A 25,086-nucleotide genomic window follows, 5' to 3' on the forward strand; every position below is an offset into this window, starting at 1 on the left:
TGAGAAGCTTTTCTCAGGCAGTTTTTTATTTTACCAAAAACACATCTCCCTCGTTCGATATAAAGTGGTAACCCTTACAAAACCGTTAGTTTTTAGATTCATTCTAAATTAATCCAGCTATTTAAGTTCTTATATTTATATACGACTTACTGACCGAAGTGTTCACTTCTTAGTAAATATTGACAACCTACAATTATCGTTTATGGAACACATTGCAATTATCGGAAATGGAATTTCAGGAGTTACTGCTGCCAGGCATATACGTAAAATGTCTGATAAGAGAATTACTATCATTTCTGCCGAGACCGATTATTTCTTTTCGCGTACTGCTCTTATGTACATTTATATGGGACATATGAAATTTGAACATACGCAACCTTATGAAAACTGGTTTTGGAAAAAAAACAGAATCGAACTTAAAAATGGTTTTGTTTCCGAAGTTAATCACCAGGCTAATGAGCTTGTATTTGCGAGTGGAGAAACTATGAGCTATGACAAACTGATTATTGCAGTAGGTTCTAAACCTAATAAATTTGGTTGGCCAGGTCAGGATCTCGATGGGGTTATGGGTATGTACCACAAACAAGACCTTGAAAATTTAGAAAAACATGCCCCCAATAATCAAGTGTGCAAACGTGCCGTAATTGTTGGAGGAGGATTAATCGGTATCGAATTAGCAGAAATGCTTCATTCTCGTAATATACCAGTTACATTTTTGGTACGCGAAAATAGTTTTTGGAATGCCGTCCTACCTGCCGGTGAAAGCGGGATGATTAATAGACATATCCAAAATCATCATATTGATCTTAGACTAGGCGTAAACCTAAAAGAAATAGTTGCTGATGATAACGGCAAAGTCAAAGCTATAGTCGTACAAGAAACAGGAGAAGTTATTGATTGCAATGTCGTTGGATTAACCCCAGGTGTGTCTCCTAATGTAGACTTTCTAAAAGATTCTGGTATCGAACTGGGTCGAGGTGTAAAAGTGAATAGATTTCTCGAAACCAATATCCCTAATATTTATGCTATTGGTGATTGTGCAGAACAACATGAAGCCATAGGAAATCGCCGTCCTATTGAAGCCGTTTGGTATACCGGTCGTATGATGGGAGAAACATTAGCACAAACTATCTGCGGAAACAGAACCGAATACAAACCCGGACATTGGTTTAATAGTGCCAAATTTCTTGATATCGAATATCAAACCTATGGTTGGGTATTTGGTAAACCCAAAGAATATGAACAGCAGTTTCATTGGATACACGAGGATGATACCAAGTGCATTACAGTATCCTATCATAAAGAAACCTCAGAATTTTTAGGAATCAATACATTCGGAATCAGAATGAGACACGAAGTTTTTGATCGTTGGCTTACCGAAAAAAGAGATGTGAATTATGTGATGCAACATCTTGCTGAAGCCAATTTTGATCCAGAATTCTATTCGGCCTATGAGTCTGATATTCTTTCGGCTTATAACAAATCACAGCTTCAAACCAAAACCGTTTAAAAAACATAAACCTTGAAGGTTTTGAAAACCTTCAAGGTTTGAAAAAAAATATACGATGAGTAATAAATTAGATCATAGCATGTCTCTTGCAAATCCTAATACCAAGGGGGTTTCAATACAGCAAAAAATAGCTTTAGCCATAGGCTTGGTTGGGCTCTTTATTTTAGTCCTTGCCATTTTTAATACTAATTTCCCAAATCAAGGAGTGTTTTTAGTCCTCTCTCTGGTACTAATTACAGCAGGTACCCTATTATTTGCAAACGACTTATACTTAAAAAAACTAGAAGGAATCAAAAATGATGGAGTCTGGTTTAAGTCTATCTCTTCGAGAGGTGTTTTAGGGTGGCTCACCGGGGTAGGACTAACTGCTTTTTATATTGTGTTATATTTTAAAGCAGAACTACTGGGATTAGGTACTAATGGTGAAGCCAATACGGGATTAGTGGCTTTATTCGATCCTTTAAGTAGAATTTTAAGTGGTAACCCTGCCAGCCAATGGTTTGTATACGGAACTCTTTATACTGTAGCCATCATTGCTTTTGGGTATAAGTTTATTCTAAAATACAGGCACAATCGCTACCAGCAAATACGAACCGTTTCTGTAATGTTTTTTCAACTTGGATTCGCATTCCTGATTCCAGAATTTATGGCAAGACTAAATACTAGTCCAGATTATAATCTTCCTTATTATGACCTAAAAAGTGTATGGCCTCTTAATTATTATTTGTTTGATGGATGGTCTATTGATGGCCTCTTATCATCACAAAATCTTGGGCTGGGAATGCTAATTTTTGGAGTGGTATCTATCTTTGTAATAACTCCTATTTTAACCTACAAATTTGGAAAAAGATGGTATTGCTCATGGGTTTGCGGCTGTGGTGGATTAGCAGAGACTGCAGGAGATTCATTTAGACAATTATCCAGTAAAAAAATGAGCGCATGGAGAATAGAGCGTTGGTTAATACATACTGTTTTAGTTTTTTCTGTAGTGATGACCATAGCAATGATATATACATATTTGGGAAGTGATCCGAATAAATATTGGTTAACCCGAGGTACTTTTCTTGCAGGGGCGGCTATTTTTCTAACTCTTGTTTTTGCAATAGTGATGATTTTTAAAAGAAAAGAACTAGGTAAAGATGCCAGATATGGTGCAATTGGATACTTTGTAATTATAATTTCATTTCTGGTAATGCACTATACAGGTACTACAAATGAAGTGTTTTTTATTAAATCAGGAAGTCTTAGATCGGCCTATGGTTTATACATTGGTTCTATATTTTCTGGTGTTATCGGTACTGGCTTCTATCCTATTTTGGGTAACCGTGCATGGTGTAGATTTGGTTGCCCTATGGCAGCAATCCTTGGATTTCAACAACGTTTATTTTCTAGATTTAGAATTACCACTAATGGAGGGCAATGTATCTCTTGTGGTAATTGTTCTACTTATTGCGAAATGGGAATCGATGTACGTTCCTATGCTCAAAAAGGTGAAAACATAGTACGATCCAGCTGTGTTGGCTGTGGGGTTTGCTCTGCAGTTTGCCCACGTGGAGTACTAAAGCTTGAAAATGATGCACTAGACGGCCGTATCAATTCTAATGAGATTTTATTAGGTAATGATGTAGACTTAATGGATTTTGTAAATAAAAAATAACGTATTCTATTATCATTTTGAGCGATCCTAACTATTTAGGTATCGCTCAAAATGGTATTAAACAGTATGGTTTTATCTTTCTTAAGATTTTTCTTTTAGTTTAAATAAAAAAACATATGTATTGCTGTACCTTTATTAGGGCTGCTTTCTATTTCTAGAACTCCATTCTGTTTTTCAACCAGTTTTTTTACAATACTCAATCCAAAACCTGTTCCTGCTTCATTATTGGTTCCTGGCATAGATATATTTTGTTCTTCTAAAAAGAGTTTCTCTATGTATTCTCTTGTCATTCCAATACCATTATCTATGACAGAAACTTTTACCCTGGTATCCGATTGCTGGCATAAAACCTCTATTTTAGATTCTATATTTGAAAACTTAATTGCATTAGATATTAGATTCCTTAACACTGTCTCCATCATAATAGTATTAAGCATAAGGTTTAAATTCTTTGGGATTTTGTTTATTAAATCAATTTTCTTTGATTTTCTTTCTTGATCTGAAAATTTAAATACGTTTTCAACTATAACAAACAGAGATTGTTGTTCTAACAATATTTTGGATTCATCTTCATAAATACTCCAGCTTAATAAATCTTCTAATAATTGATATCCTTTATCTGCCGATTCTTTTATCAATTTTTCTATTTCTAATCTCTCTTCTTCACTATCTACTTCCTGTATCATTTCTGCCAATGATTTAAGTTGATGAAAAGGTGTTCTTAAATCATGTCCTATTATTCTTAAAAGTTGGTTTTTGGATTGATTTATTTCTTTTAAATTTTTATTCTTAATTAAAAGAAGATGATTGATGTTTTTTACTTTTCTCCTTAAATCTATATAGTTTTTTTGATAGAAATATACCATCAATCCAGAAGAAGATACTAGAAAAACCAAGAAGATAAAGTTTTCTTTAGAGTAATCTTTTCCTACCGTAAAGTAGCATAAGAAAGCTAAGACTATATTTATTCCTATTAAAATTATGATATGTTTAAAATGCACTAATATGCCAATTGTAAAGATCAGTAAAACAATAACTAATTCTACTTTAAGAAATAGTACTTCAAAATTATGATTAGGTATATAATACTCGATCCAGAAAGTAGCTATAATTGCTAACATGATGGAGTATGTTGTAAAAATTAAAACAAAAAGTCTATTTACAATATTGTTTTTAAATAATAAAAAGCAAATAACAATCCCAAAAATGAGAATAACGTTCCTAAAAAAATATATACTGTACTCTTCAATACTAAACTCTATAAGCCCATGAAAAGCAATACCGACTACAATAAGAAAAACAGGTGCTAATACTGCATCAAACGGAAAATAAGAAGATTTTCTTTCTATTTCTTTATCCATATATATAATCATTTGATTATAAACAGCCTTTTTTTAAGATAGAGATGATTACGAAAAGATTTTTGCACTATAGTTAAATATACTAAAAAAAATCATAATACCCACTACCATAAACACTTAACACGGACATCTTTTAGCTAAAAAATGCTTTAATTCTTATCCTCCCAAAAAAAAATGTTGGGATTAGCAATTATTTTCGTCTAAGTATAAAATTAAAGAGTGCAAAGTGATATTTAAACTTTTCATATCTATATTAATATTTCCGGTTTTGACACAGCATATGGTTTCTACAAAAGAATATCATTATGAGTACTATCCTAATGGTGTACTTAAAGCTGAAGGATGGAAATCAGGAGAGTACAAAGTAGATTTTTGGCATTTTTATCATCCCAACGGAAAAGTATCAAAAGAAGGACATTTCAGAAATAATAAAAAAAATGTGTATTGGTATAATTCTTGAGGATTCCTCTCACTAATTTAAACATGTATTATACCCTATGAAAAACTCTCTGTTCTTACTTCTTTTTTTATGTTTTATTCCTTGCGTTTCGCAAACCTTAAAAATAGACGAATTAACATCAGATGATTACCTGTCTGATTTGTCTGTACTAAATCAACTTATAAAAAAGCAACATCCAAATCCTTATAAAATAATCTCTGAAAAAGAGCAATTAAAGGAAAAAAAACAGGCTCTAACTCTCTTAAAAAAAACGCCTTCATATCCTAATTTCCTAAAATGTATTAATAGAATTGGTGATGGGCATTTGGCATATGGTCCTCCTGATGAATTTACCTACGACATGATCGAAAACTCATCTTTTTTTCCTTTTCCTGTATTTGTTAAAGACCATAGAATATTTACCAATATAAAAAGCAAAATACTTCCTTATGGCACAGAAATAACTAGGATTCAAAATATTACTACACAAGAATTAGTAGACAGAATGAATAAACATATTCATGGAGATAATTATAGTGTGACCAAAACAGCGTCAGAACTTACCTCTTCGTTCCCTTTATACTTCTCTAATCTTATTGAGAGAAACCCAAAAACATTTAAAATTGAATATTTAGATATAAAGACCAAAGACGTAAAAACGATAACCTTATCCTCTATCGATTATTACGAACTATACAGAATAGACAAACTATCTATTCTACCTATTAATAAATTAGAAAAAGAGAGTACCATACACCCTCATTATTATAAAGAGAAAAAAATTGGTGTGCTCACTGTAAATTCTTTCGATCTTACAGAAACTTATGCATATGAAGAGTTTAGCAAGTTTTTTAAGCGAGTTAATAAAGAAAAGTACAATAACATTGCTATTGATCTAAGAAATAATGAAGGAGGTAATCCCAATATAGCTGCTTTGTTATTTTCATTTATTACGGATTCTAGTTTTAAAAATGTATTTAATTATAGAGCTTCTAGTATTAAAATTGAAAAAGAAAACTTGCTTAATGATTATGGCAATCCTGCCGGGGAAGATGAAGTACGAGGTTTTGAAAACTTCTTGTATCAAAGATTTAACGAAACAAAAGACAGCCTCTATATTGGTAATGATCGACTAAAAGAAGGAGTTTTAGAAAATTTCCCAGCAGATAAAGACAATTTTAAAGGTAATGTATACCTAATTGTTGGTGGACAAACTTTTTCTGCTGCTGTTTATTTTGCTAAACTATTTAAAGATCACAATAGAGGAAAAACTATCGGAGAAGAAACCGGAGGTAATGAAAATTCAACCTTTGCAGGGTATTTTTTAACTTATAAACTCCCAAAAACAAAGTTACAGGTAAGAATTCCTATAACAGAATTATTTTTTGACAAGAACACAACATCAAAACATGGAATTATACCTGACAACAAAATTCCTATACAAAAATATTTAGAGTATTCTCTTTTAGAAAAAGATCCCGAAATACAATTTTTATTTGATACGTATTTGCATTAAAACAAGTAGTATTTATCACATCATAGAGTTAGAATAAAAGTCTGATTCTATGGTGTGGCCCCAAAACAACACCTCGAAATCATCAGTTTATATAGATTCAACACTATACAAAGTCTACATGACAACTAATATGCATAGGTTCTCATCATTGTAAATCTATGAAACCGTAACAAAGCATTTCAAATATTAAGATAATAATGATTATATCCAGAGTCTAACTCTGATGCAGTCTTTTTATCAAATAATTTTAAAAAAATGTTAGTATGGGCATTTACTTTCGTCTAAGAGTTCATATACAATTGTAACCATGATTCAAAAGCTTTGTATCCTTTTAGTTATGTTTTCCTTCTCTGGAAATCAAATCATAGCTCAAAAAGAATATCATTATGAGTATTATCCTAATGGTGTACTTAAAGCTGAAGGATGGAAATCAGGAGAGTACAAAGTAGATTTTTGGCATTTTTATTATCCTAACGGAAAAGTATCAAAAGAAGGACATTTCAGAAATAATAAAAAAAATGGGTATTGGTATTTTTACTCAGAAAACAGTAAATTATTGAAAGAAGGGCATTTTGTAAACGATAAAGCAGAGAAATGGTGGATTATTTACGATATTGCAGCCCAAATAACTCGAAAATATCAATATAAAAATAATAAAAAAGAAGGGTATTGTCTATTGTATAAAAACAATAAACTTTTTAAAGCCGAACGCTATATCAATGATAAAAAAACCGGTGAATGGACTGATATTTTTAGTTTTAAAAGAGACAATCCTAACGCTTCCTTATAAATGCCTCCCATTATAAACGTAATCATACCTGCTTTTAACGAAGAAGATTCCATAGCACATGTAATCAAAGAAATACCTGATATCGTTTCTGAAATTATTGTGGTAAGTAATGGTTCTACAGATCAAACCGAAAATGTTGCCAAAAAAGCGGGAGCAACAGTACTACAAGAAAAGCAAAAAGGATATGGTTATGCATGTTTGAAAGGGATGGAGTACATAGCATCAAAAGACACCAAACCAGATATCATTGTATTTTTAGATGGTGATTATAGTGATTACCCCGCAGAACTTACCCAAATAGTTGCACCAATTATAGAGCAAAATGTTGATTTAGTTATCGGATCTAGAGTCAAGCATCTACGTGAATCTGGATCTATGACATTTCCTCAAATTTTCGGAAACTGGCTTGCCACAGGGTTAATGAAACTTTTTTTTGGTGCAAAATTCACAGATCTCGGGCCTTTTAGAGCCATTAAGTATGACAAACTATTAGCCCTTGAGATGGTTGATAAAACTTATGGTTGGACAGTAGAAATGCAATTAAAAGTGTTAAAAAAACGTTATAATTATACCGAAGTCCCAGTGCATTACAAAAAGAGAATTGGCGTCTCAAAAGTTTCAGGAACCATAAAAGGTGCTATATTTGCAGGCGTTAAGATTTTAAGTTGGATTTTTAAATATAGCTTTACGTAATGGATATTGCTATCATCATAACCTACACATTAGCCTTACTAATCATATTTATGTATAGTTTGGCACAGCTCAATTTGCTTTTCAACTATCTAAAATCTCGAAAACAAGCTGATACTTCGCCAACTTTTGATTTTTCTAAAAAAGAAGAAATTCCGCATGTAACGGTTCAGCTACCAGTATTTAACGAGTTATATGTAATGGATCGTTTACTGGATAATATTGCCGAACTTGATTATCCAAAAGATAAACTCGAGATTCAGGTGCTGGATGATTCTACAGATGAGTCTGTTATTACTACAGCAAAACATATAGAAAAGCTGCAACAAACAGGTCTAGATATAAAACACATTTGTCGTGAAGATCGAACCGGATTTAAAGCCGGAGCGCTAAAAGAAGGGCTTAAGATTGCCAAAGGTGAGTTTATAGCTATTTTTGACGCAGATTTTTTACCTGGTAAGAATTGGTTATTGCAAACCATCCCATATTTTAAAGATCAAAATATAGGTGTGGTACAAACCCGATGGGGACATATTAATAGAGATTATTCGATGCTTACCAAAATTCAGGCATTTGCTTTGGATTTTCATTTTACTATGGAGCAGGTAGGTCGTAATTATAAAGATCACTTCATTAATTTTAATGGTACAGCTGGTGTTTGGAGAAAAACCTGTATTGAAGATGCCGGAAACTGGCAGGGAGATACATTAACCGAAGATCTTGATCTAAGTTATAGAGCACAATTAAAAAAATGGAAGTTTAAATACCTCGAAGAAGTAGAAACTCCTGCAGAACTACCAGTAGTTATTAGTGCAGCCAGATCACAACAGTTTAGATGGAATAAAGGTGCTGCAGAGAACTTTCAGAAACTATACTGGAAAATGCTTAGAGATAAAACCGTTCCTTTTAAAACTAAGTTTCATAGCTTTTTTCACTTACTAAATAGTAGTATGTTCTTATTAGTGCTATTGGTTGCTGTGTTAAGCGTCCCAGTAATGTATATTAAGAATAGTAATCCATTATTTAGCTGGTATTTTAATGTAATTGCATTTTTTGCTTTAAGTACAGTTATATTTTTCTTTTGCTATTGGTTTACTTTTAAAAAGATTCATGGTAAAGGATTCTGGAATTTTATGGAATATATAAAAATGTTCTTCACCTTTTTCTCTATTGCGATGGGCTTCTCTGTTCATAATTCTATGGCGGTTCTCGAAGGGCATTTTGGAAAAAAGAGTGAATTTATACGTACTCCAAAATTTAATATCAATACGCTAAAAGATTCCTGGAAAGGAAATAAGTATGTAAGCAAGAATATCTCTGGAAACACTATTATAGAAGCATTACTCATGGGATATTTTGGTTTTGCCTTATATAGCGCTTTTAAGCTCCAGGATTTTGGGCTATTCTTGTTTCATATTATGTTATTTCTCGGATTTGGATTTGTATTCTTTAAATCTGTAACATCTAAATTTTAATGTTTCAGCAATGGAAATATAACCGATTTTCCATTCTACTTATTGTTGCTGGGTTACTTTTTTACTGGAGTTTTTCTTATCAGTTAGAGCGCACAGATTTTACTAAAATGATCAGTCTTTGGGCTGCCTTATTTTTTGTTTCTTATAAAATCATTCAACTCAATCCTGGTAATTGGAAACTACTGGCCATTACAGCATTATTATTTCGGATGGTATTTTTGTTTGCTATACCCAATTTATCGCAGGATTTTTATCGATTTATATGGGATGGGCGTATGCTCCTCGAAGGTTTTAATCCTTACTTATCCCTTCCCGAGGCATGGATAGCACAAGGGGATGCTCCAATTGCACAAGCGCAAGAGTTGTACACCGGTATGGGTACGCTTAACGGAAGCCATTATACTAATTATCCTCCCGTAAGTCAGTTTTGCTATTTTATTGCAGCTTTATTTGCCAGTAAAAGTATTTTAGGGTCAGCAATGGTATTTAGGATACTTATCATTTTAGCAGATATCGGTACATTTTTCTTCGGAAGAAAATTATTACAATTATTTAATCTTCCCGAAAAAAGAATCTTCTGGTATATTCTTAATCCTTTTATCATTATAGAACTTACCGGTAACCTTCACTTTGAAGCAGTTATGGTATTTTTTATCATATGGTCATTATATCTTTTGCACAAAGGTTATTGGTACTGGGCCGCAGTTGTACTGGCACTTTCTGTTTCAGTGAAACTAATCCCTCTATTATTTTTGCCTTTATTTTTTCAGAAATTTATTCTTAATAAACAAAAGAGTTTCAATACATCTGGTCTTATTACAGGATTACCAAAACTAATGGGTTTTTATAGTATTGTTATAGGCACATGCTTTCTAACTTTTGCTCCTTTCTTATCAGGAGAATTTTTAGCCAATTTTAGCAAAACAATTACCCTTTGGTTTCAGACTTTCGAATTTAATGCAAGTATTTATTTTATTATTCGCTGGATTGGATATCAAGTAGTAGGATGGAATATTATTGAAACTACCGGTAAAATTTTACCCCTGGTGGTCATAGTGGTTCTTTTAGGCTTAACTTTCTTTAAAAATAACCGAAGTACTCCACAGCTAATTACAGGTATGCTTTTAGGTATTTGCGTCTACTATTTCTTATCAACTACAGTACATCCCTGGTATATCGCCGTACCATTATCACTTTGTATATTTACAAATTACAGATTTCCTATCGTTTGGTCATTTGTAGTTATTCTTAGCTACACTGCGTATCTTCATCCTGATTTTAAAGAAAACCTATGGATGGTAGGGCTAGAGTATCTTATTGTTTTTACTATCTTTAGTAAAGAGATTATAAAGGCCTACCAAAACAGAATTCATAATACATTAGAAAACAACTTATAAAAGCATATCAATTTTGAAAATTAATTTCAGGAAAATAGGTCGTAGATTCGCAAGATTTATAGTATTTATTGTTATTCTTATTCTTTCTGGATACTTGTTTTTATACCTAAGGCAAGAGCGTTTTTTCTTTAACCCAAAAACATTGGAAAAAGATTACGTTTATTCTTTTGATCAACCTTTTGAAGAGATCAATATCAACGTAGAAAAGGACATTACTCTTAATGCTTTGCTTTTTAAAACCAATACTACTAGCAAAGGCCTTATCCTATATTTTCATGGTAATGCCGGAGCAATTCATGAATGGGGAACACGTGCTTCTTTATATACCGAAAACAAATTTGATATTCTATTTGTTGATTACAGAGGCTACGGAAAAAGCGACAGTTTTTACGAAGAAGAATCAGAACTATATAACGATGCGCAAAAAGTCTATGATTATGCAAAGACACGATATGACGAAAAAAACATTATTGTTTTAGGCTTTTCTCTGGGAACAGGGTTTGCTGCCTATACTGCAGCAAAAAACAGACCTAAACTCCTTATACTCGAAGCTCCTTATTATGCCTGGAATGATTTTATAGCAAGTATTGCTCCGGTGCCCAAAATGCTTATCAATTATGAGATACCTTCTTATAAATTTTTAAAAGAAGTAACCTGTCCTATTCAGATTTTTCATGGTACTCATGATTTTCTAATTAAACCAGAAGAAAATTCTAAACGACTAGAAGCCTTATATCCAGAAAAAATCAAACATACAATGATCAAAGGTGCTGGTCATAATGGTATCTATATCACAAAACAATACTATGATGAGCTCAAGAATTTGTTAGAACGGTATTAATAAAGATGTATCTCAAGGCAGGTTCTCTTTAGTTTAAAAACAAGTTTTGTAAAATTAAACCAGACCTCACAGATCTTAGAGATCTGTGAGGTCTAAATTATAAAGAGGTTATTTTATTAGAGATTTCCTTTATTTTAAAAGTCCATCTACATCATCCTAAGATTAATCACTTCTTGTTCTGTAAGTATTCTCCAGTGGCCACGAGGTAAATCTTTTTTGGTTAATCCTGCAAAGATCACTCTATCTAATTTGACTACACTATAATTAAGGTGTTCAAAAAGCTTATGGATAATTCCATTTTTAGAAGATTGCAATTGAATTCCTATTTCATTTTTAGACGCACCTTCTATATAAGAGATTTCATCTACATTTATAAAACCTTCTTCTAATTTGATTCCATTCTCTATTTTCTGAAGATCTTCATATTTTAGGTTACGTTCTAATTCTACATGAAATATCTTACGAACTCCACTTTTATGATGTGTTAGTTTCTTTTCTAAATCTACATCGTTGGTAAAAAGTAATAATCCGGTTGTATTTCTTTCTAGTCTACCTACTGGTTTTAATACAGATTTAGAGGCATTTGCCACTAGATCCATTACTGTTCTCGTTTTCTCGGGACTAGTACTGGTTACAAAACCTTTAGGTTTATTAAGGAGCACATATTCTTTTTTATGAGGAGTAATGAGTCGTCCATCAAACTTAACCTCATCGGTAAGTTTTACTTTATATCCCATTTCGGTAACTGGCTTACCATTTACCCATACACTTCCTGTTTTAATATATAGATCGGCATCTCTTCTTGAGCAAACCCCAGAATTAGCTACATATTTATTAAGTCTTATTTCATCAGAATCAGTGAGTTTTTTTGGTGCTGTATTACTAGCCTTTTTTGCAAATGACTTACTCTTTACATAAGGTTTATTTCCATAATTGGATTTACCTTTATCATTTGCATTCGATCTACTCTTTCCTTTTCCTTCCTGTCTTCTGCTAGTTTTCCCTTTACCAGAATTATCTCCGCGACTCATATCTTAAATTTTGTGCAAAGATAATTGTTTATAGCATAGGTACAACATCTATTATTCATCAAACCGAACTGTACTTTGGCGCTTTCTATTTACATGTAATTGGGTCACATCTGGTCTCGAATAATGCCCAACAGGATCAAAATTCTGACGTTCTTGTAACACTTTGCTAAAATCCAACGTTTCGATTAACAAGCCTTCTTTATGTAATACAGGTTTCATTACCCATTCTCCATCAGGACCTGCAATACATGAGCCTCCATTACCTAAAACATCAGGAGCTTTCTTTAAAATCTCATCTAAATGTGGTGTAGTTTTAGGAAAATCTTCTGTTCGCATCAAACTAGAAACCGAAATCACATACGAGCGAGATTCTCTGGCAATAAAACGAGTAATATCTTTGGTGTTATAATCACTACCAGGCCATACTGCTATATGTAGATTTTCTCCCTGTCCGTATAATGCTGCTCTGGGTAATGGCATCCAATTTTCCCAACAGTTTAATCCTCCAACGGTAAAAGCCTTTAATGGATGTACCAGCAATCCATTACCATCTCCCGGTGCCCAGGTTAATCGTTCTTCGTACGTAGGTTGTAGTTTACGGTGTACAGATTTAATCTCTCCTTTTTGATCAATATATACCAATGACGCATACAAGCTATGTCCTCCCCGATCTATCGGTCGTTCAATGATTCCTAAATATATTGCAATATTGCATTCGGCAGCAAGTTCACATATGGTATCCAAATCTCCATTTTCGATAACAATAGAATTCTGAGCATAATGCGCATGAATCTCTTTTTGAATCTTACTATCGAATTTTGCACCATCTGTTAATGACACCCAAAACGGATATCCTGGTAATAACGATTCTCCAAAAACGATAAGTTCTGCTTTTTTAGAAGCTGCCTCAGCAATAGAATTTTCAATTTTTTTAATTGTAGCTGTTTTATCTAACCAAACCGGAGAGATTTGAGCCAATGCAACTGTTAGTAATTGATCTTTCATGAAAATGTATTAATGGTATATATTTATTCTTAATGATCACATGTTTTTAAAAGATTTTCAAAATATAATTAACAAATAGTTAACATCTAAAAAATTGATTTGCAACACATTAAACATCACAAAAGTGATATGGTAAAACCTTAATTTAACCTTATGGTAACATTAGAATTCTATTAAAAACCTAAAAATCGGCATTGTTATCATGCAAATGTTAAGGATTTACTATTCTATAACCAATTTTATATCCATTCTTAAAAAGTAAACATATAAAAAGTATTTATTCTGCAAAGTTTAATTTACGTTAAAACATATGCCTTTTAACATAATCGTAATCATTGTAATACATTCTAATAAAATAAAAAACAAAAATATTGGAGTATTCGATTCTACATTTGCCCTGTACAATTAAAACAAAATAATAGTTCAAGCTCAAATCTTAAAAAACAAAAAAATGAAAAAGTTAACAATTTTATTCGCAGTATTCGTATTAGGGTCAACGCAAATTTTTGCTTTAAATAACCCTATTAATTCTGAACAACAATTAAGAAAACAAATTGCAACTCTTTTAGAGAGTCCAGAAATTAAATTAGACAAGCAACATCTTAAGGCAAATATCGAATTTACTTTAAACGGTGAAGGAGAGATTGTAGTTTTAACTGTAGATTCTGAAGATCTTAATGTAAAAAGTTTTGTAAAATCAAGATTGAACTACAAAAAAGTAGATTCAAAAATATCAAACATAGGAAACAAAGTATTTAAAATTTCTTTAAAGATTTTAAAGCCAGAAAGAGTATAAACTTTCTGCCCATACATGATTAAGGAAGCAGTTGTATATATCTACAGCTGCTTTTTTTTTATCAACGCTAGAAGCCCAGAATCAAAATAGTTACTATTCTTTTTGAGACTAATTCTCTATACACAATAGAGTAACGTTTTATAATTCTGAACTAAATCTCCTCTCAAATTTTCTAAATCTTTTATCATTTCTCTCATGATCAACATCAAAAACAAAAATGTTGCATGAACAAAAATACCTCCCTGATCCATCTATCATTCTATGTTCTCAAAATAAATTACAATATTATATTTCGCAGTAAGTTCATGCATGGTATCCACAATTTTCTATAACAATCGAATTCTAGACATAATGGGGATGAATTTCTTTTTGAATCTTACTGTCGAATATTTTCTATCTGTTAGTGATATCCAAAACAAATAGCTTGATAATAATCACTGTTCAAAAACAATAAGTTCTGCTTCTTTATAAACCGCCAGGATAATATAATTTTCGATTTTTAACAGCAGCTTTTACCTTATTAGAGATTGGGGTCAATGTAAGAATGAGTAATTGATTTTTCATTAAAGTGTTTTAATGATAATATATCTATGTCATCGACAATCCGGTTTTTAGGAAATCCCCAACATATAGTTAACAATTAATTAACATATAAAAAATTGATTTTCAATGCATTAAATACCAAAATTGTCTTGCGGAAAAACCACAACTTAACATTAAGGTAACATTAAAAATCCATCAAAAAATTAAGAATCAATACTATTATAGTACAAATATTAAAGATTTACTAATCAACAATCCATTTCATATCCATTCCCAAAAAAGAAGCGTAAAAAAGTACTTATTCTGTAAAGCTTAATTAATGTTAAATTCCTTTGCAATTAACCTTAACTTAACAATTATGAAACATTATAGTAACGCTAAAAATCAAAATAACAAAACATTCGACTCTACATTTGACATGCAATATCATAGTAACCAATATTTTATAAACTTAATTTAAAACCACAAAAAATGAAAAAGTTAACCGTTTTATTTGCAGTATTCATATTAGGATCAATGCAAGTTTTTGCTTCAAACAACAACCTTATTAATTCTGAACAACAATTAAGAAATCAAATTGCCACTCTCTTAGAAAACCCAGAATTTAAATTAGACAAGCAGCAACTTAAGGCAAATATCGAATTTACTTTAAACGGCGAAGGAGAGATTGTAGTATTAACTGTAGACTCTGAAGATCTTGATGTAGAAAGTTTCGTAAAATCAAGACTAAACTACAAAAAAGTAGATTCAAAAATAACAAACATAGGGAACAAAGTATTTAAGATTTCTTTAAAAATCTTAAAGTCAGAAGGAGTATAAACTTTCTTCTTAAACATGATTAATAAAGCAGTTGTATATATGTACAGCTGCTTTTTTTACCAGAGAATTCTATCCAGAATCATATGTACATCAATTAGAATAATACTAAATGTCCCTGCGACAATAATAAGTTTTAAAATATTGTGCAACCAAACATAATGTGTTCTTCCTTTTGATCTCCATAAACCAAATAAAAAGGCAAAAAGGAGTATAATACACGCATAAAAATACAGATACATAAATCCTATCTCATATCGGGTGAGCAATAAATAAATAGGAACACAAGAAGCCAGAATCAAAATACTAACTATTCTTTTTGAGACTAACTCTCCATACACAATAGGTATTGTTTTATAGTTCTGGGCCAAGTCTCCTCTTAAATTTCCTAAATCTTTAATCATTTCTCTCATGATCAACATTAAAAACAAAAATGTTGCATGAACGAAAATAACTTCGTCAAAGTTTTTATAATAAATAAATACAGCAAAAAATGGAGTTATTGCTAATAGAGAAGCAACAATATTTCCAACAATAGGAAATTTCTTTAGTTTATGAGAATAAAACCATATCCCGAAAATATATAAAGAGAAAAAAACAACTGCTCTAAAAGAAACATAACTGGCACATACTACAGAGAGAAAATTAAGGACAAAATATCCTGTGAGTTTTGTACGTTGACTCACTAATCGATCCAGCATGGTTTTTTGCGGCCTATTGATTAAATCTTTTTCTTTATCATAAAAATTATTAATAATATACCCTGCTGCTATCACACCGGAAGAAGCTAATACAATAACAAATAGATTTGGATCCAGAAGAACATTTCGCAACCTGATCTGAGGTGCTAAAATAAATATTGAGGTAAGATATTGCGCAAATACAATAATCAGGATATTATATCCTCTAACTACAGAAAATAAACTCAATAGTTTGAGAAAAATGAGTTTATTTTTTCTGGTAAGCATAACAATGCTTATTAAAAATTGTAGACTACCTCTAACTTATAATCCTTAAGTGAAGCCTGTGCTTTATCAAAATCCTGCGTAAATCCTAAAATATAACCACCACCGCCAGAGCCACATAACTTAAGATAATAATCATTGGTTTCTATACCATGTTTCCATAAAGTGTGAAATTGCTTTGGTATCATCGGCTTAAAATTATCTAAAACCACATGAGATAGCTCTTTTATATTAGAGAATAGTGATTTAACATCTCCTTTTAAGAAATCGTCTACACAGGCGTCTGTATATTTTACAAACTGATTTTTGAGCATACTACGAAACCCTTCTTGCTTCATGTTTTCCATAAAAATACTTACCATTGGTGCAGTTTCACCAACAATACCACTATCTAATAAGAAAACAGCGCCTTTTTTATTCTCTACACTTTGCGAAGGAATTCCTGCAGGTTCGATATCATCTTTAGAATGAATAAGAATAGGTAAACTAAGATAACTATTTAAAGGATCTAGTCCAGAACTCTTTCCATGAAAGAAAGATTCCATAAGTCCAAAAATCTCTTTCAGTTTTAATAATTTATCTCGGGTAAGATTTTCTAACACTGTAATTTTATTAGCTGCGTATTTATCATAAATAGCCGCTACTAATGCACCGCTACTTCCTACTCCATATCCCTGAGGAATACTACTATCAAAATACATCCCAGAATTGATATCTGAATGAAGTTTTTCGAAATCAAATTTTACAATTCCTTTATCTTGAATCTCTTCGAGATAGGTCGCAAAATTTCTAAGGTTTTCATTAGATTGTATAGCCTCCTGATCAGGAGTTTCTGACACTTTTAATGCACCTTTAAAAAAATTATAAGGTATAGAAAGACCTTTAGAATCTTTAATAATACCATATTCTCCAAACAAAAGTATTTTAGAATAAAATAACGGTCCTTTCATTTATTTATATTGTTTTAGAGATTAGATAAAAACCTTAACGATTACAATAATCATTGCTTTGTATGATTAAAGATTTTTTTAATCGGGTTAATTTTATCATCTCTATAAGTAATTATATCTAATTTGTCGCCTTACCAGGATAAAGTTACACTATTTTTGCACCTAATCCTATTTTGTCACAAATATACTGTCCATTCTGACAATACGCAACTAACTCGTTGGTAATGAAATCTAAAACTTGATTTTTTTCGGTATTTGGGTACAACACATGAACATTTGCTCCAGCATCTAGAGTAAAACAAACTTTTGATCCTGTTGTTGCCCGATACTCCCAGATTTTATGAATTACAGATAACGTATTGGGTTTCATTAATATAAAATAAGGCAAAGAAGTCATCATCATTGCGTGTAGTGTCAATGCTTCACTTTCTACTATCTCGATAAAGGTATCTAAATCTCCAGAAATTAATACCTCTTTTAATTTAGTAATATTACTCGTTGCTTGTTCAAATCGTTTTTCTGCAAAAGGATGACCGTACATTAGGTTATGACCTACACTACTACTTACTTGTTTTTCTCCTTTATCGATTAGCAAGATTGTATCCTGATAATCATTAAAATTTTGATGAACCGGAAACGGAAACGGTATTGCATATGCATCACTACTCCCATTTATATCTGAATGTTCTCCCCAAACGGTAACTGGTCCTTCTATACTTCGACATGCACTCCCCGAGCCCAAACGAGCTAAAAAAGAAGATTTTTGAAGACATTCTGAATCTGAAATATCTGGGTTTATCTTTTTTTCTAACTGCATCAGGCAATATGCCAATGCACTCATTCCACTAGCTGATGATGCAATCCCACTACTATGCGGAAATGTATTACTGGTTTCTATTCTGAATGTATATTGCTTCAGGAAAGGAAGATATTCTTGAATCCTTTCGAAAAAACTTTGAATCTTAGGTTTAAAATCTGGTTTAGGTTTTCCTTCAAAAAGGAGTTCAAAATCAAAACCTCCTCCTGCATTATCTCGTCTTTTATATGCTAAACTTGTTGTTGTTTTACAAGTGTCCAACGTAAAGCTAATTGATGCATTCTCAGGTAATTGCACAGGTTTTTTCCCCCAATATTTAATTAGAGCAATATTACTGGGTGAGGTACAAGCGATTATACCTTCTTCGGGTAATTTCGAAACTATAGGTAAGGTAAACTCTGGATAATCCGACATAGTATACAATGATTTTAAGCAAAGATAAGTGTATCCTATATTTTAATCTGTTTTATACATTAGAAAATCTGGTATGGATCGAAATTATATGAACCATTATTACTTTATTTTATTTTTTAATTTAATTCAGGATTATCGATAATCGTGCAATACCAAAATTAAGAAAGTACAAATACTTGTTATACTTTTAAAATTCTAATGCATAAAGCGGGTTTAAGCGTATTGGTAGTAAAAATAAATTGCTATTTTAGTACTGCGCTAACTTGTTTCAATGAAAAAAAAGTTATTTCGTATTGGTATTGCGGTATTGGTATGTGGTTTGATCGGATTTTTGAGTAGTATTGCTACCCAAACTTCTGTTAATACGTGGTATGCTGCTTTAAATAAACCTTCTTTTACTCCACCAAATTGGATCTTCGGACCAATGTGGGTTCTGCTGTATATTATGATGGGAATTGCAGCCGGAATTGTTTGGAGCAAAGGCTTTTATCATAAATGGGTAAAAACTGCGTTATATCACTTTGGATTTCAATTGTTACTCAATGCTGCGTGGTCTATTTTTTTCTTTGGACTACAAAACCCATTGATTGCACTATTGGATATAATTGCCCTATTTATCCTATTGCTGTTTACCATTAAATGGTTTACTGTAGTAAATTCTACCGCTGCCTACCTACTTATCCCTTATGTTGTTTGGGTTGCTTTTGCGACTGCTTTAAATTTTGGCATATGGCAACTAAATTAAACCAGGAATAAGGAATATGATTTTTTATGAGTAAAAAAGCAATAGTCTTACAGACTACTCTAGAATTAATAACTAAACAAGGCATCCATGCCACATCTCTTTCTCAAATTATCAAAGAATCAGGCGTAGCAAACGGAACTGTATATCACCATTTTAAAAACAAAGAAGAGATCATTACAGAACTCTATTTAATGCTTACCCAGGATTTTGGCACTGTTGTTATGCGTAATACCCCAGAAGACGACATAAAGAAGCAATTTACCGTAATGTGGCTTAATCTGTTCTATTATTTTGTTAATAATCCTCTTGCTTTTATATTTTCTGAACAGATTGCGCGTTCCCCAGAAATCCCTCAATCCTTAAAGGATAGAGCAAGGCAATACTATGGCGAAATCGAAAGCTATTTTAAAAAGGGCGTAAAACAAAAGGTCTTTAAATCCTATAACACCCTAATTATGGAAGAACTCTTCTTTGGTAATGTAGTATCGCTGGTAAAGATTCATGAGAATGAGCAAGTAAAATTACAGGAAAAACATATCAATCAAGCTATAGAGATTTCCTGGAGAGGTTTTTTGAAGGATCAAACCATTATTTAATACAAATAGATAGAAACAATACAAAAAACACATCCTACTTTTCAGAAGGATGTGTTTAAGTTAGTATTAAACTTGTTTAATACAGTTAATTAAATACAATATTTACACAAGAGTCTTTATACAGGTTCTTTAGTGCAAATTCTACCGCTTTTCGAGAGTTACTCGTTTGCCCTATTAATCTTCCTTTATAAGTAAGTTTTCCTGTATCTTCATTCCAATAATACTCTTTACTATCAGATTTAATAATGCGTTTTTTGTCTTTTATCATTACTTGAAAAGCATTAAGTTCCTGGCTATATTCGAGGCCAGATGGGAAATATACTTCGGCAATAAACTTAGTTGTACCTTTCTCATAAAAATAGCAAACACATTCTCCTATATCTTTTGCTTCAGAGACCCGAACCATATTATTTTGTACGATCTTCCATCCGCCATTAACACGTATAGCAACCACATCCATTAACATAGTACCTTTTTCGGCAAGTCTTTTATCGACAAATGATTCAAAACTAATAACTGCAGAAATAGTTCCTGCTCTTTCTTTTTGACTTTGAAAAACGACTTTATCTATGGTTAATCTAAATTGATAATTATTATCATTAACAATATCACTTAATTGAGAAGAAACATCTTTTTTGGTGTAATTTTTTCTCACTAAAGCTCCAGACAAGTTAACATAGACAGTATTCCCTCTATATTTTTCGTCAAACAAATTCAGTACATCTTCTTTTTGGGTTCCCTGGGTTAATGCATTCATTTTATTGATATAATCCACTAATAACTCTTTTATGGGATCATTCTCATTAAATGCTTTAACCAAGTGAACACTACTAAATAAAAATATAAGGGTAAGAATAAAAGTAATTTTTTTCATAGTGGTGGGGTATTAGTTAAACCTTATTAAGATACGAAAAATTACTCAGAATCGCTAATATTAGCGCACTATTATTTATCTCAAATTACTTAATTCCAATACCTTAATTACTGTTTTCTTGAAGTTTTTGACAATGGGATTATACTTTATTTTTTCAAAAACTACCCAGATGTGATTGCTTTTGCTGCAATAAAAGCTCCGGTCCAGGCATTCTGAAAATTAAACCCTCCTGTAATCGCATCTATGTTTAATACTTCTCCTGCAAAATATAAATTATGATACTTCTTACTTTCAAAAGTTTTAAAATTAACCTCTTTAAGATCAATCCCTCCTGCAGTTACGAATTCTTCTTTAAATGTACTTTTTCCTTTTATCACAAAAACCCCTTGTGTAAGCTGTTCTGATAATGTTCTAAGTTGCATTTTACTTACATCGGCCCAGCGTGTATCATTTCTTATTTCTGAAGCCAAAATCAAACTCTGCCAAAGTCTTTTTGGTAATTCAAATTGAGTGTATTTACTTATCTGCTGTTTTGGATATTTATTTTTTAACGCTTTAAGTTCTTCAAAAGCCTCTTGCTGTGAATAGTACTGAAGCCAATTCACTATAATTTCAAAATGATACTGACATGCATTGAGTTCTATAGCACCCCAGGCCGAAAGTTTTAGAATTGCCGGTCCACTCATCCCCCAATGTGTAATTAACAGTGGTCCTTCACTCGATAGCTTCGAGTTTTTGACTTGTACCGAGGCATTTGTTACCACACCAGGTAGATTTACAATTCTTGAATCTTTACTATTAAAGGTAAATAACGAAGGAACCGCATCAACAGTCTGATGTCCTAAATCCTGAACTATCTTCCAGATTTTAGGATTACTCCCAGTAGCAATCATTAACATGGTAGTCCTAAAATCTCCCTGACTGGTTTCTACAAGCCATTGTTTATCTTCTTGATAGAAATTTTTAACAGCATGGTTTTTTAAAATTTCAACCCCATATCGTTTTGCTTCCGACAGAAAACAATTGATAATCGTTTCTGAAGAATCTGAAACCGGAAATATCCTACCATCATCCTCTATCTTAAGTGCTACTCCACGACGATCAAACCATTCCATCGTATCACCTGTCATAAATGTATGAAAAGGACCTTTGAGTTCTTTTTCTCCTCTTGGGTAATTTTTACTTAATTCATTAGGAATAAATTCTGCATGAGTAACATTGCATCGCCCACCACCAGATACTCGAACTTTGGACAGTACTTCTTTTCCTCGTTCCAGAATAGCTATTTTTAGTTTTGGGTCATTTTCTGCTACATTAATAGCTGTAAAAAAACCAGCTGCACCGCCACCAACAATTATTAAATCATAGTTCATCATGCAAAATTCGGAAAATCTGTGATGATACCCTCAACTTTCCATAATTTTGATTGCTCAATTTGCATTGTTGTAGTTATAGTCCATACGTATATGTGATATCCCCGATCTTTGGCAAGATTTACCTCATCCTGGGTTAATGAGAAAATTGGAGGGTGTATAGAAAATGCTTTTAACCTCTCTGCTACAGCTAAAGCTTGGGTTATATTTTCTTCAGTTAACACCCCTATTTTAAAATTAGAAGTAGCTGCTTTTAGTTCGAATAACTGAGAGTGATCAAAACTAGAAATGATAAAATGATCGTATTCCCAATCTGTATTTTCGATATATTCTTCTAGTAATCTAATCGTGGGTAGAGCCGTATTTTTTCCTTTCAACTCTATATTAAGTTCACATTGCCCATCGATCATATCCAGCACTCCACGCAATGTAGGTATCATAAATCCTTCTTTTGTTTCAAACTGTTGTAACTCCTGCAAAGTAAACTCTGATACATTTCCTGTACCATTGGTAGTTCTATCCAGAGTTTCATCATGAATAACTACCAATTCTCCACTTTTACAGCAATGTACATCTACCTCAACTCCATCTACTTTATAAAGCAAAGCTTCAGCGATTGATTCTACTGTATTTTCGGCAACTAAACCTGCTGCACCACGATGTCCGAATACTTTCATGAGTTATCTAATTAATTTTCAGTCTTTCTACAGGTTCAATACAGCTTCTGTCTAGACCATTATAATTGTTATCTATGCTCCCTTAAGCACATCAAAGAGTGTATTTATTATTTTACAACCTTAATTATATGTTATTATATTAATACCAAAGAAACTAAAATTGTTATTTTTACGACAACTTAACATCACCCAAAGGTAACAATCTGTTATTATAGTACATGAACCTATGAATACTACCGAGGATCACAAAATTTTGGAAGGTATCGTTACCGGAAATGAGGTTGTCATTACTACATTTTATAGAAAAAACCTGCCTTATATAAGGCAATACGTTCTACAAAATTCTGGTAATGAAGAGGATGCCGAAGATGTGTTTCAGGATGCGTTGATTTTGGTATATCAGAAATTAAAAACAGATTCTCTGGAGTTACATTCTTCATTACGAACCTATTTTTATGGGATTTGTAAAAATATGTGGAGAAACCGATTACGAAAAAACAAAAAAATGATCATCACAGAAAAATTACCTGAAGATGCAGAAATAATTACTCCTACAGTGATTCAAGACATAGAATATAAAGAACGAGAGCATGTGTATCGCAGGCACTTCTTAAAACTAAGTGATACGTGTCGTGAAGTACTGAGCTTACTTTTTCAAGGAAATAGCATGAAAGATATTGCACATATCACAGGATATTCTGAAGGATATACCCGAAAGAAAAAATTTGAATGTAAACGATATCTAATAGAAATGATCGAAAAAGATCATGCCTATCAAGAATTACAACTAAACCCTGAAAAAGAATTATAGTATGGAAAGAACTCCAGAAATATTCGATAAAATAGAAGGGTATCTTTCACATACGTTACCTGAAGAAGAAATAATTGCTTTTGAAAAAGAATTAGCTGCTAATCCAGAACTGCATGAAGAAGTTGAAAAGCACAGAGCTCTGCATAAAACCTTAAGCGATCAGGATACTTTAGATTTCAAAGAAAAATTAATGCAGATTAGCACTACCATCAAAGAAGAACAAGACACCACCTCTACTTCGATATCTGCTCCTTATTGGAAAATTGCAGCATCTATTGCTATACTATTGGGTGTAGGAATGTTATTATGGTATACCTATATCAACTCGTTTAACAATACTCAAGATTTGTATGGCGCCTATTATGAGCCCTTTCCTGTAGAAGATGCAATGAGAGGTAATACTAATAATGAAGAAATGCAGAACATTGTAAAAAACTATGCCAAAGGTGCTTATGATTCTGTCGCTGTTATGTTAGAAAAACAACCAAATTTAGATAACCAACTACGGTTATACCTGGGCAATAGTTATTTAAATATTAATCAGGAAGAAAAAGCTGTTTCTTCGTTTAAAGACATTAATAGTAACGGTAAGTATTATGAAGTTGCCAAGTGGTATTTATCGCTCACCTATTTAAAATTAAATACTCCTAAAAAAAGTATTCCACTTCTTAAGGAAATTATTACTTATAATGGGGCTTATAAGGATAAAGCTACAAAACTACTTAAAGCCTTAGAAAAAAACAGGTAATATTTTATAACATATCAATTTATATTGAACCGTACAGACGACCAGAAAGAGCTCTAAAACAAAACCAACACAACTCTATAAAAACACTAGTCTCTTTTCTCTCACACTATATACTACAGTCAAAGCACTTGTTTTTCGGCACATCGTATTCACAACTATAGCACTCAGAACAAAACATTTATAACCAATCAAACTAAAAAAAGTATCCGTTAAAAAAATAGGATATGCGAGGTAACAAAATTATATGTC

General features: G+C 32.1%; 24 protein-coding genes. 15 read left to right on the plus strand and 9 right to left on the minus strand.

Features of this window, described 5'->3' with window-relative positions:
- Positions 1–202 precede the first annotated feature (202 nt).
- Both ATO12_RS22690 and ATO12_RS22695 read left to right on the plus strand, forming a co-directional pair.
- Positions 203–1,510: an NAD(P)/FAD-dependent oxidoreductase gene (locus tag ATO12_RS22690; protein WP_034247022.1), complete on the plus strand. Its 1,308-nt coding sequence runs from the start codon at positions 203–205 to the stop codon at positions 1,508–1,510.
- Positions 1,511–1,565: 55 nt separating this feature from the next.
- Positions 1,566–3,167: a 4Fe-4S binding protein gene (locus tag ATO12_RS22695; RefSeq protein WP_034247024.1), complete on the plus strand. Its 1,602-nt coding sequence runs from the start codon at positions 1,566–1,568 to the stop codon at positions 3,165–3,167.
- 95 nt (positions 3,168–3,262) lie between these two features.
- On the opposite strand, the gene ATO12_RS22700 is transcribed toward ATO12_RS22695, so the two are convergent.
- A complete protein-coding gene (locus ATO12_RS22700; RefSeq protein WP_034247026.1) occupies positions 3,263–4,528 on the minus strand; it encodes a sensor histidine kinase in 1,266 nt (421 codons plus the stop codon).
- A 268-nt stretch (positions 4,529–4,796) separates the two neighbouring features.
- On the opposite strand from ATO12_RS22700, the gene ATO12_RS22705 reads away from it, so the two are divergent.
- From ATO12_RS22705 to ATO12_RS22735, 7 genes are all read left to right on the plus strand, one after another.
- Positions 4,797–4,988 (plus strand): toxin-antitoxin system YwqK family antitoxin, encoded by a 192-nt coding sequence (locus ATO12_RS22705; protein ID WP_165583441.1) that lies wholly within the window; start codon positions 4,797–4,799, stop codon positions 4,986–4,988.
- Between the two features lie 37 nt (positions 4,989–5,025).
- The gene (locus tag ATO12_RS22710) at positions 5,026–6,483 is read left to right on the plus strand and encodes a S41 family peptidase (RefSeq protein WP_034247027.1); all 1,458 of its coding nucleotides are present in this window, start codon (positions 5,026–5,028) and stop codon (positions 6,481–6,483) included.
- A gap of 307 nt (positions 6,484–6,790) precedes the next feature.
- A complete protein-coding gene (locus ATO12_RS22715) occupies positions 6,791–7,273 on the plus strand; it encodes a toxin-antitoxin system YwqK family antitoxin (protein WP_034247029.1) in 483 nt (160 codons plus the stop codon).
- Positions 7,274–7,966, plus strand: coding sequence for a glycosyltransferase family 2 protein (locus ATO12_RS22720; RefSeq protein WP_034247031.1), 693 nt, complete (start codon positions 7,274–7,276; stop codon positions 7,964–7,966).
- Positions 7,966–9,438 carry a cellulose synthase family protein gene (locus ATO12_RS22725; protein WP_034247033.1) on the plus strand — a complete coding sequence of 491 codons (1,473 nt, stop codon included), beginning with the start codon at positions 7,966–7,968 and terminating at the stop codon, positions 9,436–9,438. The genes ATO12_RS22720 and ATO12_RS22725 overlap by 1 nt, the downstream gene beginning before the upstream one ends.
- A gap of 107 nt (positions 9,439–9,545) precedes the next feature.
- Complete coding sequence (locus tag ATO12_RS22730) at positions 9,546–10,835, plus strand: mannosyltransferase (protein WP_240486171.1); 1,290 nt, start codon at positions 9,546–9,548, stop codon at positions 10,833–10,835.
- A 13-nt stretch (positions 10,836–10,848) separates the two neighbouring features.
- Positions 10,849–11,676: an alpha/beta hydrolase gene (locus tag ATO12_RS22735; protein WP_051576038.1), complete on the plus strand. Its 828-nt coding sequence runs from the start codon at positions 10,849–10,851 to the stop codon at positions 11,674–11,676.
- A 146-nt stretch (positions 11,677–11,822) separates the two neighbouring features.
- Here ATO12_RS22735 and ATO12_RS22740 read toward each other — a convergent pair whose 3' ends face one another.
- Both ATO12_RS22740 and ATO12_RS22745 read right to left on the minus strand, forming a co-directional pair.
- Complete coding sequence (locus ATO12_RS22740; protein WP_034247036.1) at positions 11,823–12,707, minus strand: pseudouridine synthase; 885 nt, start codon at positions 12,705–12,707, stop codon at positions 11,823–11,825.
- Between the two features lie 51 nt (positions 12,708–12,758).
- Entirely contained in the window at positions 12,759–13,712 is a 954-nt protein-coding gene (locus ATO12_RS22745; RefSeq protein ID WP_034247038.1) for a carbon-nitrogen hydrolase family protein, read from the minus strand.
- A gap of 451 nt (positions 13,713–14,163) precedes the next feature.
- On the opposite strand from ATO12_RS22745, the gene ATO12_RS22750 reads away from it, so the two are divergent.
- Positions 14,164–14,508, plus strand: a complete 345-nt coding sequence (locus tag ATO12_RS22750; protein ID WP_051576039.1) for a hypothetical protein — start codon at positions 14,164–14,166, stop codon at positions 14,506–14,508.
- 1,014 nt (positions 14,509–15,522) lie between these two features.
- Positions 15,523–15,870: a hypothetical protein gene (locus tag ATO12_RS22755; protein ID WP_034247040.1), complete on the plus strand. Its 348-nt coding sequence runs from the start codon at positions 15,523–15,525 to the stop codon at positions 15,868–15,870.
- 56 nt (positions 15,871–15,926) lie between these two features.
- Here ATO12_RS22755 and ATO12_RS22760 read toward each other — a convergent pair whose 3' ends face one another.
- The 3 genes from ATO12_RS22760 to ATO12_RS22770 form a co-directional block, all read right to left on the minus strand.
- Positions 15,927–16,835: a geranylgeranylglycerol-phosphate geranylgeranyltransferase gene (locus ATO12_RS22760; protein ID WP_034247042.1), complete on the minus strand. Its 909-nt coding sequence runs from the start codon at positions 16,833–16,835 to the stop codon at positions 15,927–15,929.
- Positions 16,836–16,846: 11 nt separating this feature from the next.
- Positions 16,847–17,782: a mevalonate kinase family protein gene (locus ATO12_RS22765; RefSeq protein ID WP_034247044.1), complete on the minus strand. Its 936-nt coding sequence runs from the start codon at positions 17,780–17,782 to the stop codon at positions 16,847–16,849.
- A 145-nt stretch (positions 17,783–17,927) separates the two neighbouring features.
- Positions 17,928–19,013 (minus strand): diphosphomevalonate/mevalonate 3,5-bisphosphate decarboxylase family protein, encoded by a 1,086-nt coding sequence (locus ATO12_RS22770; protein WP_034247054.1) that lies wholly within the window; start codon positions 19,011–19,013, stop codon positions 17,928–17,930.
- Positions 19,014–19,284: 271 nt separating this feature from the next.
- Between ATO12_RS22770 and ATO12_RS22775 the strand changes: the two genes are divergently transcribed.
- Positions 19,285–19,758: a TspO/MBR family protein gene (locus ATO12_RS22775; RefSeq protein ID WP_034247056.1), complete on the plus strand. Its 474-nt coding sequence runs from the start codon at positions 19,285–19,287 to the stop codon at positions 19,756–19,758.
- 26 nt (positions 19,759–19,784) lie between these two features.
- Positions 19,785–20,354: a TetR/AcrR family transcriptional regulator gene (locus ATO12_RS22780; protein ID WP_034247058.1), complete on the plus strand. Its 570-nt coding sequence runs from the start codon at positions 19,785–19,787 to the stop codon at positions 20,352–20,354.
- Positions 20,355–20,439: 85 nt separating this feature from the next.
- Here ATO12_RS22780 and ATO12_RS22785 read toward each other — a convergent pair whose 3' ends face one another.
- The 3 genes from ATO12_RS22785 to ATO12_RS22795 all read right to left on the minus strand — a co-directional run bounded on the left by ATO12_RS22785 (position 20,440) and on the right by ATO12_RS22795 (position 23,278).
- Positions 20,440–21,228, minus strand: a complete 789-nt coding sequence (locus tag ATO12_RS22785) for a hypothetical protein (RefSeq protein WP_034247060.1) — start codon at positions 21,226–21,228, stop codon at positions 20,440–20,442.
- 161 nt (positions 21,229–21,389) lie between these two features.
- The gene (locus ATO12_RS22790) at positions 21,390–22,604 is read right to left on the minus strand and encodes a BaiN/RdsA family NAD(P)/FAD-dependent oxidoreductase (RefSeq protein ID WP_034247062.1); all 1,215 of its coding nucleotides are present in this window, start codon (positions 22,602–22,604) and stop codon (positions 21,390–21,392) included.
- Entirely contained in the window at positions 22,601–23,278 is a 678-nt protein-coding gene (locus ATO12_RS22795) for a glycerophosphodiester phosphodiesterase (RefSeq protein WP_034247064.1), read from the minus strand. The genes ATO12_RS22790 and ATO12_RS22795 overlap by 4 nt, the downstream gene beginning before the upstream one ends.
- A 226-nt stretch (positions 23,279–23,504) precedes the next feature.
- Between ATO12_RS22795 and ATO12_RS22800 the strand changes: the two genes are divergently transcribed.
- Positions 23,505–24,089, plus strand: a complete 585-nt coding sequence (locus ATO12_RS22800; protein WP_034247065.1) for an RNA polymerase sigma factor — start codon at positions 23,505–23,507, stop codon at positions 24,087–24,089.
- A gap of 1 nt (position 24,090) precedes the next feature.
- Positions 24,091–24,837 carry a hypothetical protein gene (locus ATO12_RS22805; RefSeq protein WP_034247067.1) on the plus strand — a complete coding sequence of 249 codons (747 nt, stop codon included), beginning with the start codon at positions 24,091–24,093 and terminating at the stop codon, positions 24,835–24,837.
- The last annotated feature ends 249 nt before the right edge of the window (positions 24,838–25,086 follow it).

This window comes from Aquimarina atlantica (assembly GCF_000626715.1).
Classification (GTDB): Bacteria; Bacteroidota; Bacteroidia; order Flavobacteriales; family Flavobacteriaceae; genus Aquimarina; species Aquimarina atlantica.

Excerpts from the sequence above, each read along its gene's own strand:
- ATO12_RS22690 (WP_034247022.1), top strand. The coding sequence starts at position 203 with ATGGAACACATTGCAATTATCGGAAATGGAATTTCAGGAGTTACTGCT.
- ATO12_RS22695 (WP_034247024.1), top strand. The coding sequence starts at position 1,566 with ATGAGTAATAAATTAGATCATAGCATGTCTCTTGCAAATCCTAATACC.
- ATO12_RS22700 (WP_034247026.1), bottom strand. The coding sequence starts at position 4,528 with ATGGATAAAGAAATAGAAAGAAAATCTTCTTATTTTCCGTTTGATGCA.
- ATO12_RS22710 (WP_034247027.1), top strand. The coding sequence starts at position 5,026 with ATGAAAAACTCTCTGTTCTTACTTCTTTTTTTATGTTTTATTCCTTGC.
- ATO12_RS22715 (WP_034247029.1), top strand. The coding sequence starts at position 6,791 with ATGATTCAAAAGCTTTGTATCCTTTTAGTTATGTTTTCCTTCTCTGGA.
- ATO12_RS22720 (WP_034247031.1), top strand. The coding sequence starts at position 7,274 with ATGCCTCCCATTATAAACGTAATCATACCTGCTTTTAACGAAGAAGAT.
- ATO12_RS22725 (WP_034247033.1), top strand. The coding sequence starts at position 7,966 with ATGGATATTGCTATCATCATAACCTACACATTAGCCTTACTAATCATA.
- ATO12_RS22730 (WP_240486171.1), top strand. The coding sequence starts at position 9,546 with ATGATCAGTCTTTGGGCTGCCTTATTTTTTGTTTCTTATAAAATCATT.
- ATO12_RS22740 (WP_034247036.1), bottom strand. The coding sequence starts at position 12,707 with ATGAGTCGCGGAGATAATTCTGGTAAAGGGAAAACTAGCAGAAGACAG.
- ATO12_RS22745 (WP_034247038.1), bottom strand. The coding sequence starts at position 13,712 with ATGAAAGATCAATTACTAACAGTTGCATTGGCTCAAATCTCTCCGGTT.
- ATO12_RS22750 (WP_051576039.1), top strand. The coding sequence starts at position 14,164 with ATGAAAAAGTTAACAATTTTATTCGCAGTATTCGTATTAGGGTCAACG.
- ATO12_RS22755 (WP_034247040.1), top strand. The coding sequence starts at position 15,523 with ATGAAAAAGTTAACCGTTTTATTTGCAGTATTCATATTAGGATCAATG.
- ATO12_RS22760 (WP_034247042.1), bottom strand. The coding sequence starts at position 16,835 with ATGCTTACCAGAAAAAATAAACTCATTTTTCTCAAACTATTGAGTTTA.
- ATO12_RS22765 (WP_034247044.1), bottom strand. The coding sequence starts at position 17,782 with ATGAAAGGACCGTTATTTTATTCTAAAATACTTTTGTTTGGAGAATAT.
- ATO12_RS22770 (WP_034247054.1), bottom strand. The coding sequence starts at position 19,013 with ATGTCGGATTATCCAGAGTTTACCTTACCTATAGTTTCGAAATTACCC.
- ATO12_RS22775 (WP_034247056.1), top strand. The coding sequence starts at position 19,285 with ATGAAAAAAAAGTTATTTCGTATTGGTATTGCGGTATTGGTATGTGGT.
- ATO12_RS22780 (WP_034247058.1), top strand. The coding sequence starts at position 19,785 with ATGAGTAAAAAAGCAATAGTCTTACAGACTACTCTAGAATTAATAACT.
- ATO12_RS22785 (WP_034247060.1), bottom strand. The coding sequence starts at position 21,228 with ATGAAAAAAATTACTTTTATTCTTACCCTTATATTTTTATTTAGTAGT.
- ATO12_RS22790 (WP_034247062.1), bottom strand. The coding sequence starts at position 22,604 with ATGATGAACTATGATTTAATAATTGTTGGTGGCGGTGCAGCTGGTTTT.
- ATO12_RS22795 (WP_034247064.1), bottom strand. The coding sequence starts at position 23,278 with ATGAAAGTATTCGGACATCGTGGTGCAGCAGGTTTAGTTGCCGAAAAT.
- ATO12_RS22800 (WP_034247065.1), top strand. The coding sequence starts at position 23,505 with ATGAATACTACCGAGGATCACAAAATTTTGGAAGGTATCGTTACCGGA.
- ATO12_RS22805 (WP_034247067.1), top strand. The coding sequence starts at position 24,091 with ATGGAAAGAACTCCAGAAATATTCGATAAAATAGAAGGGTATCTTTCA.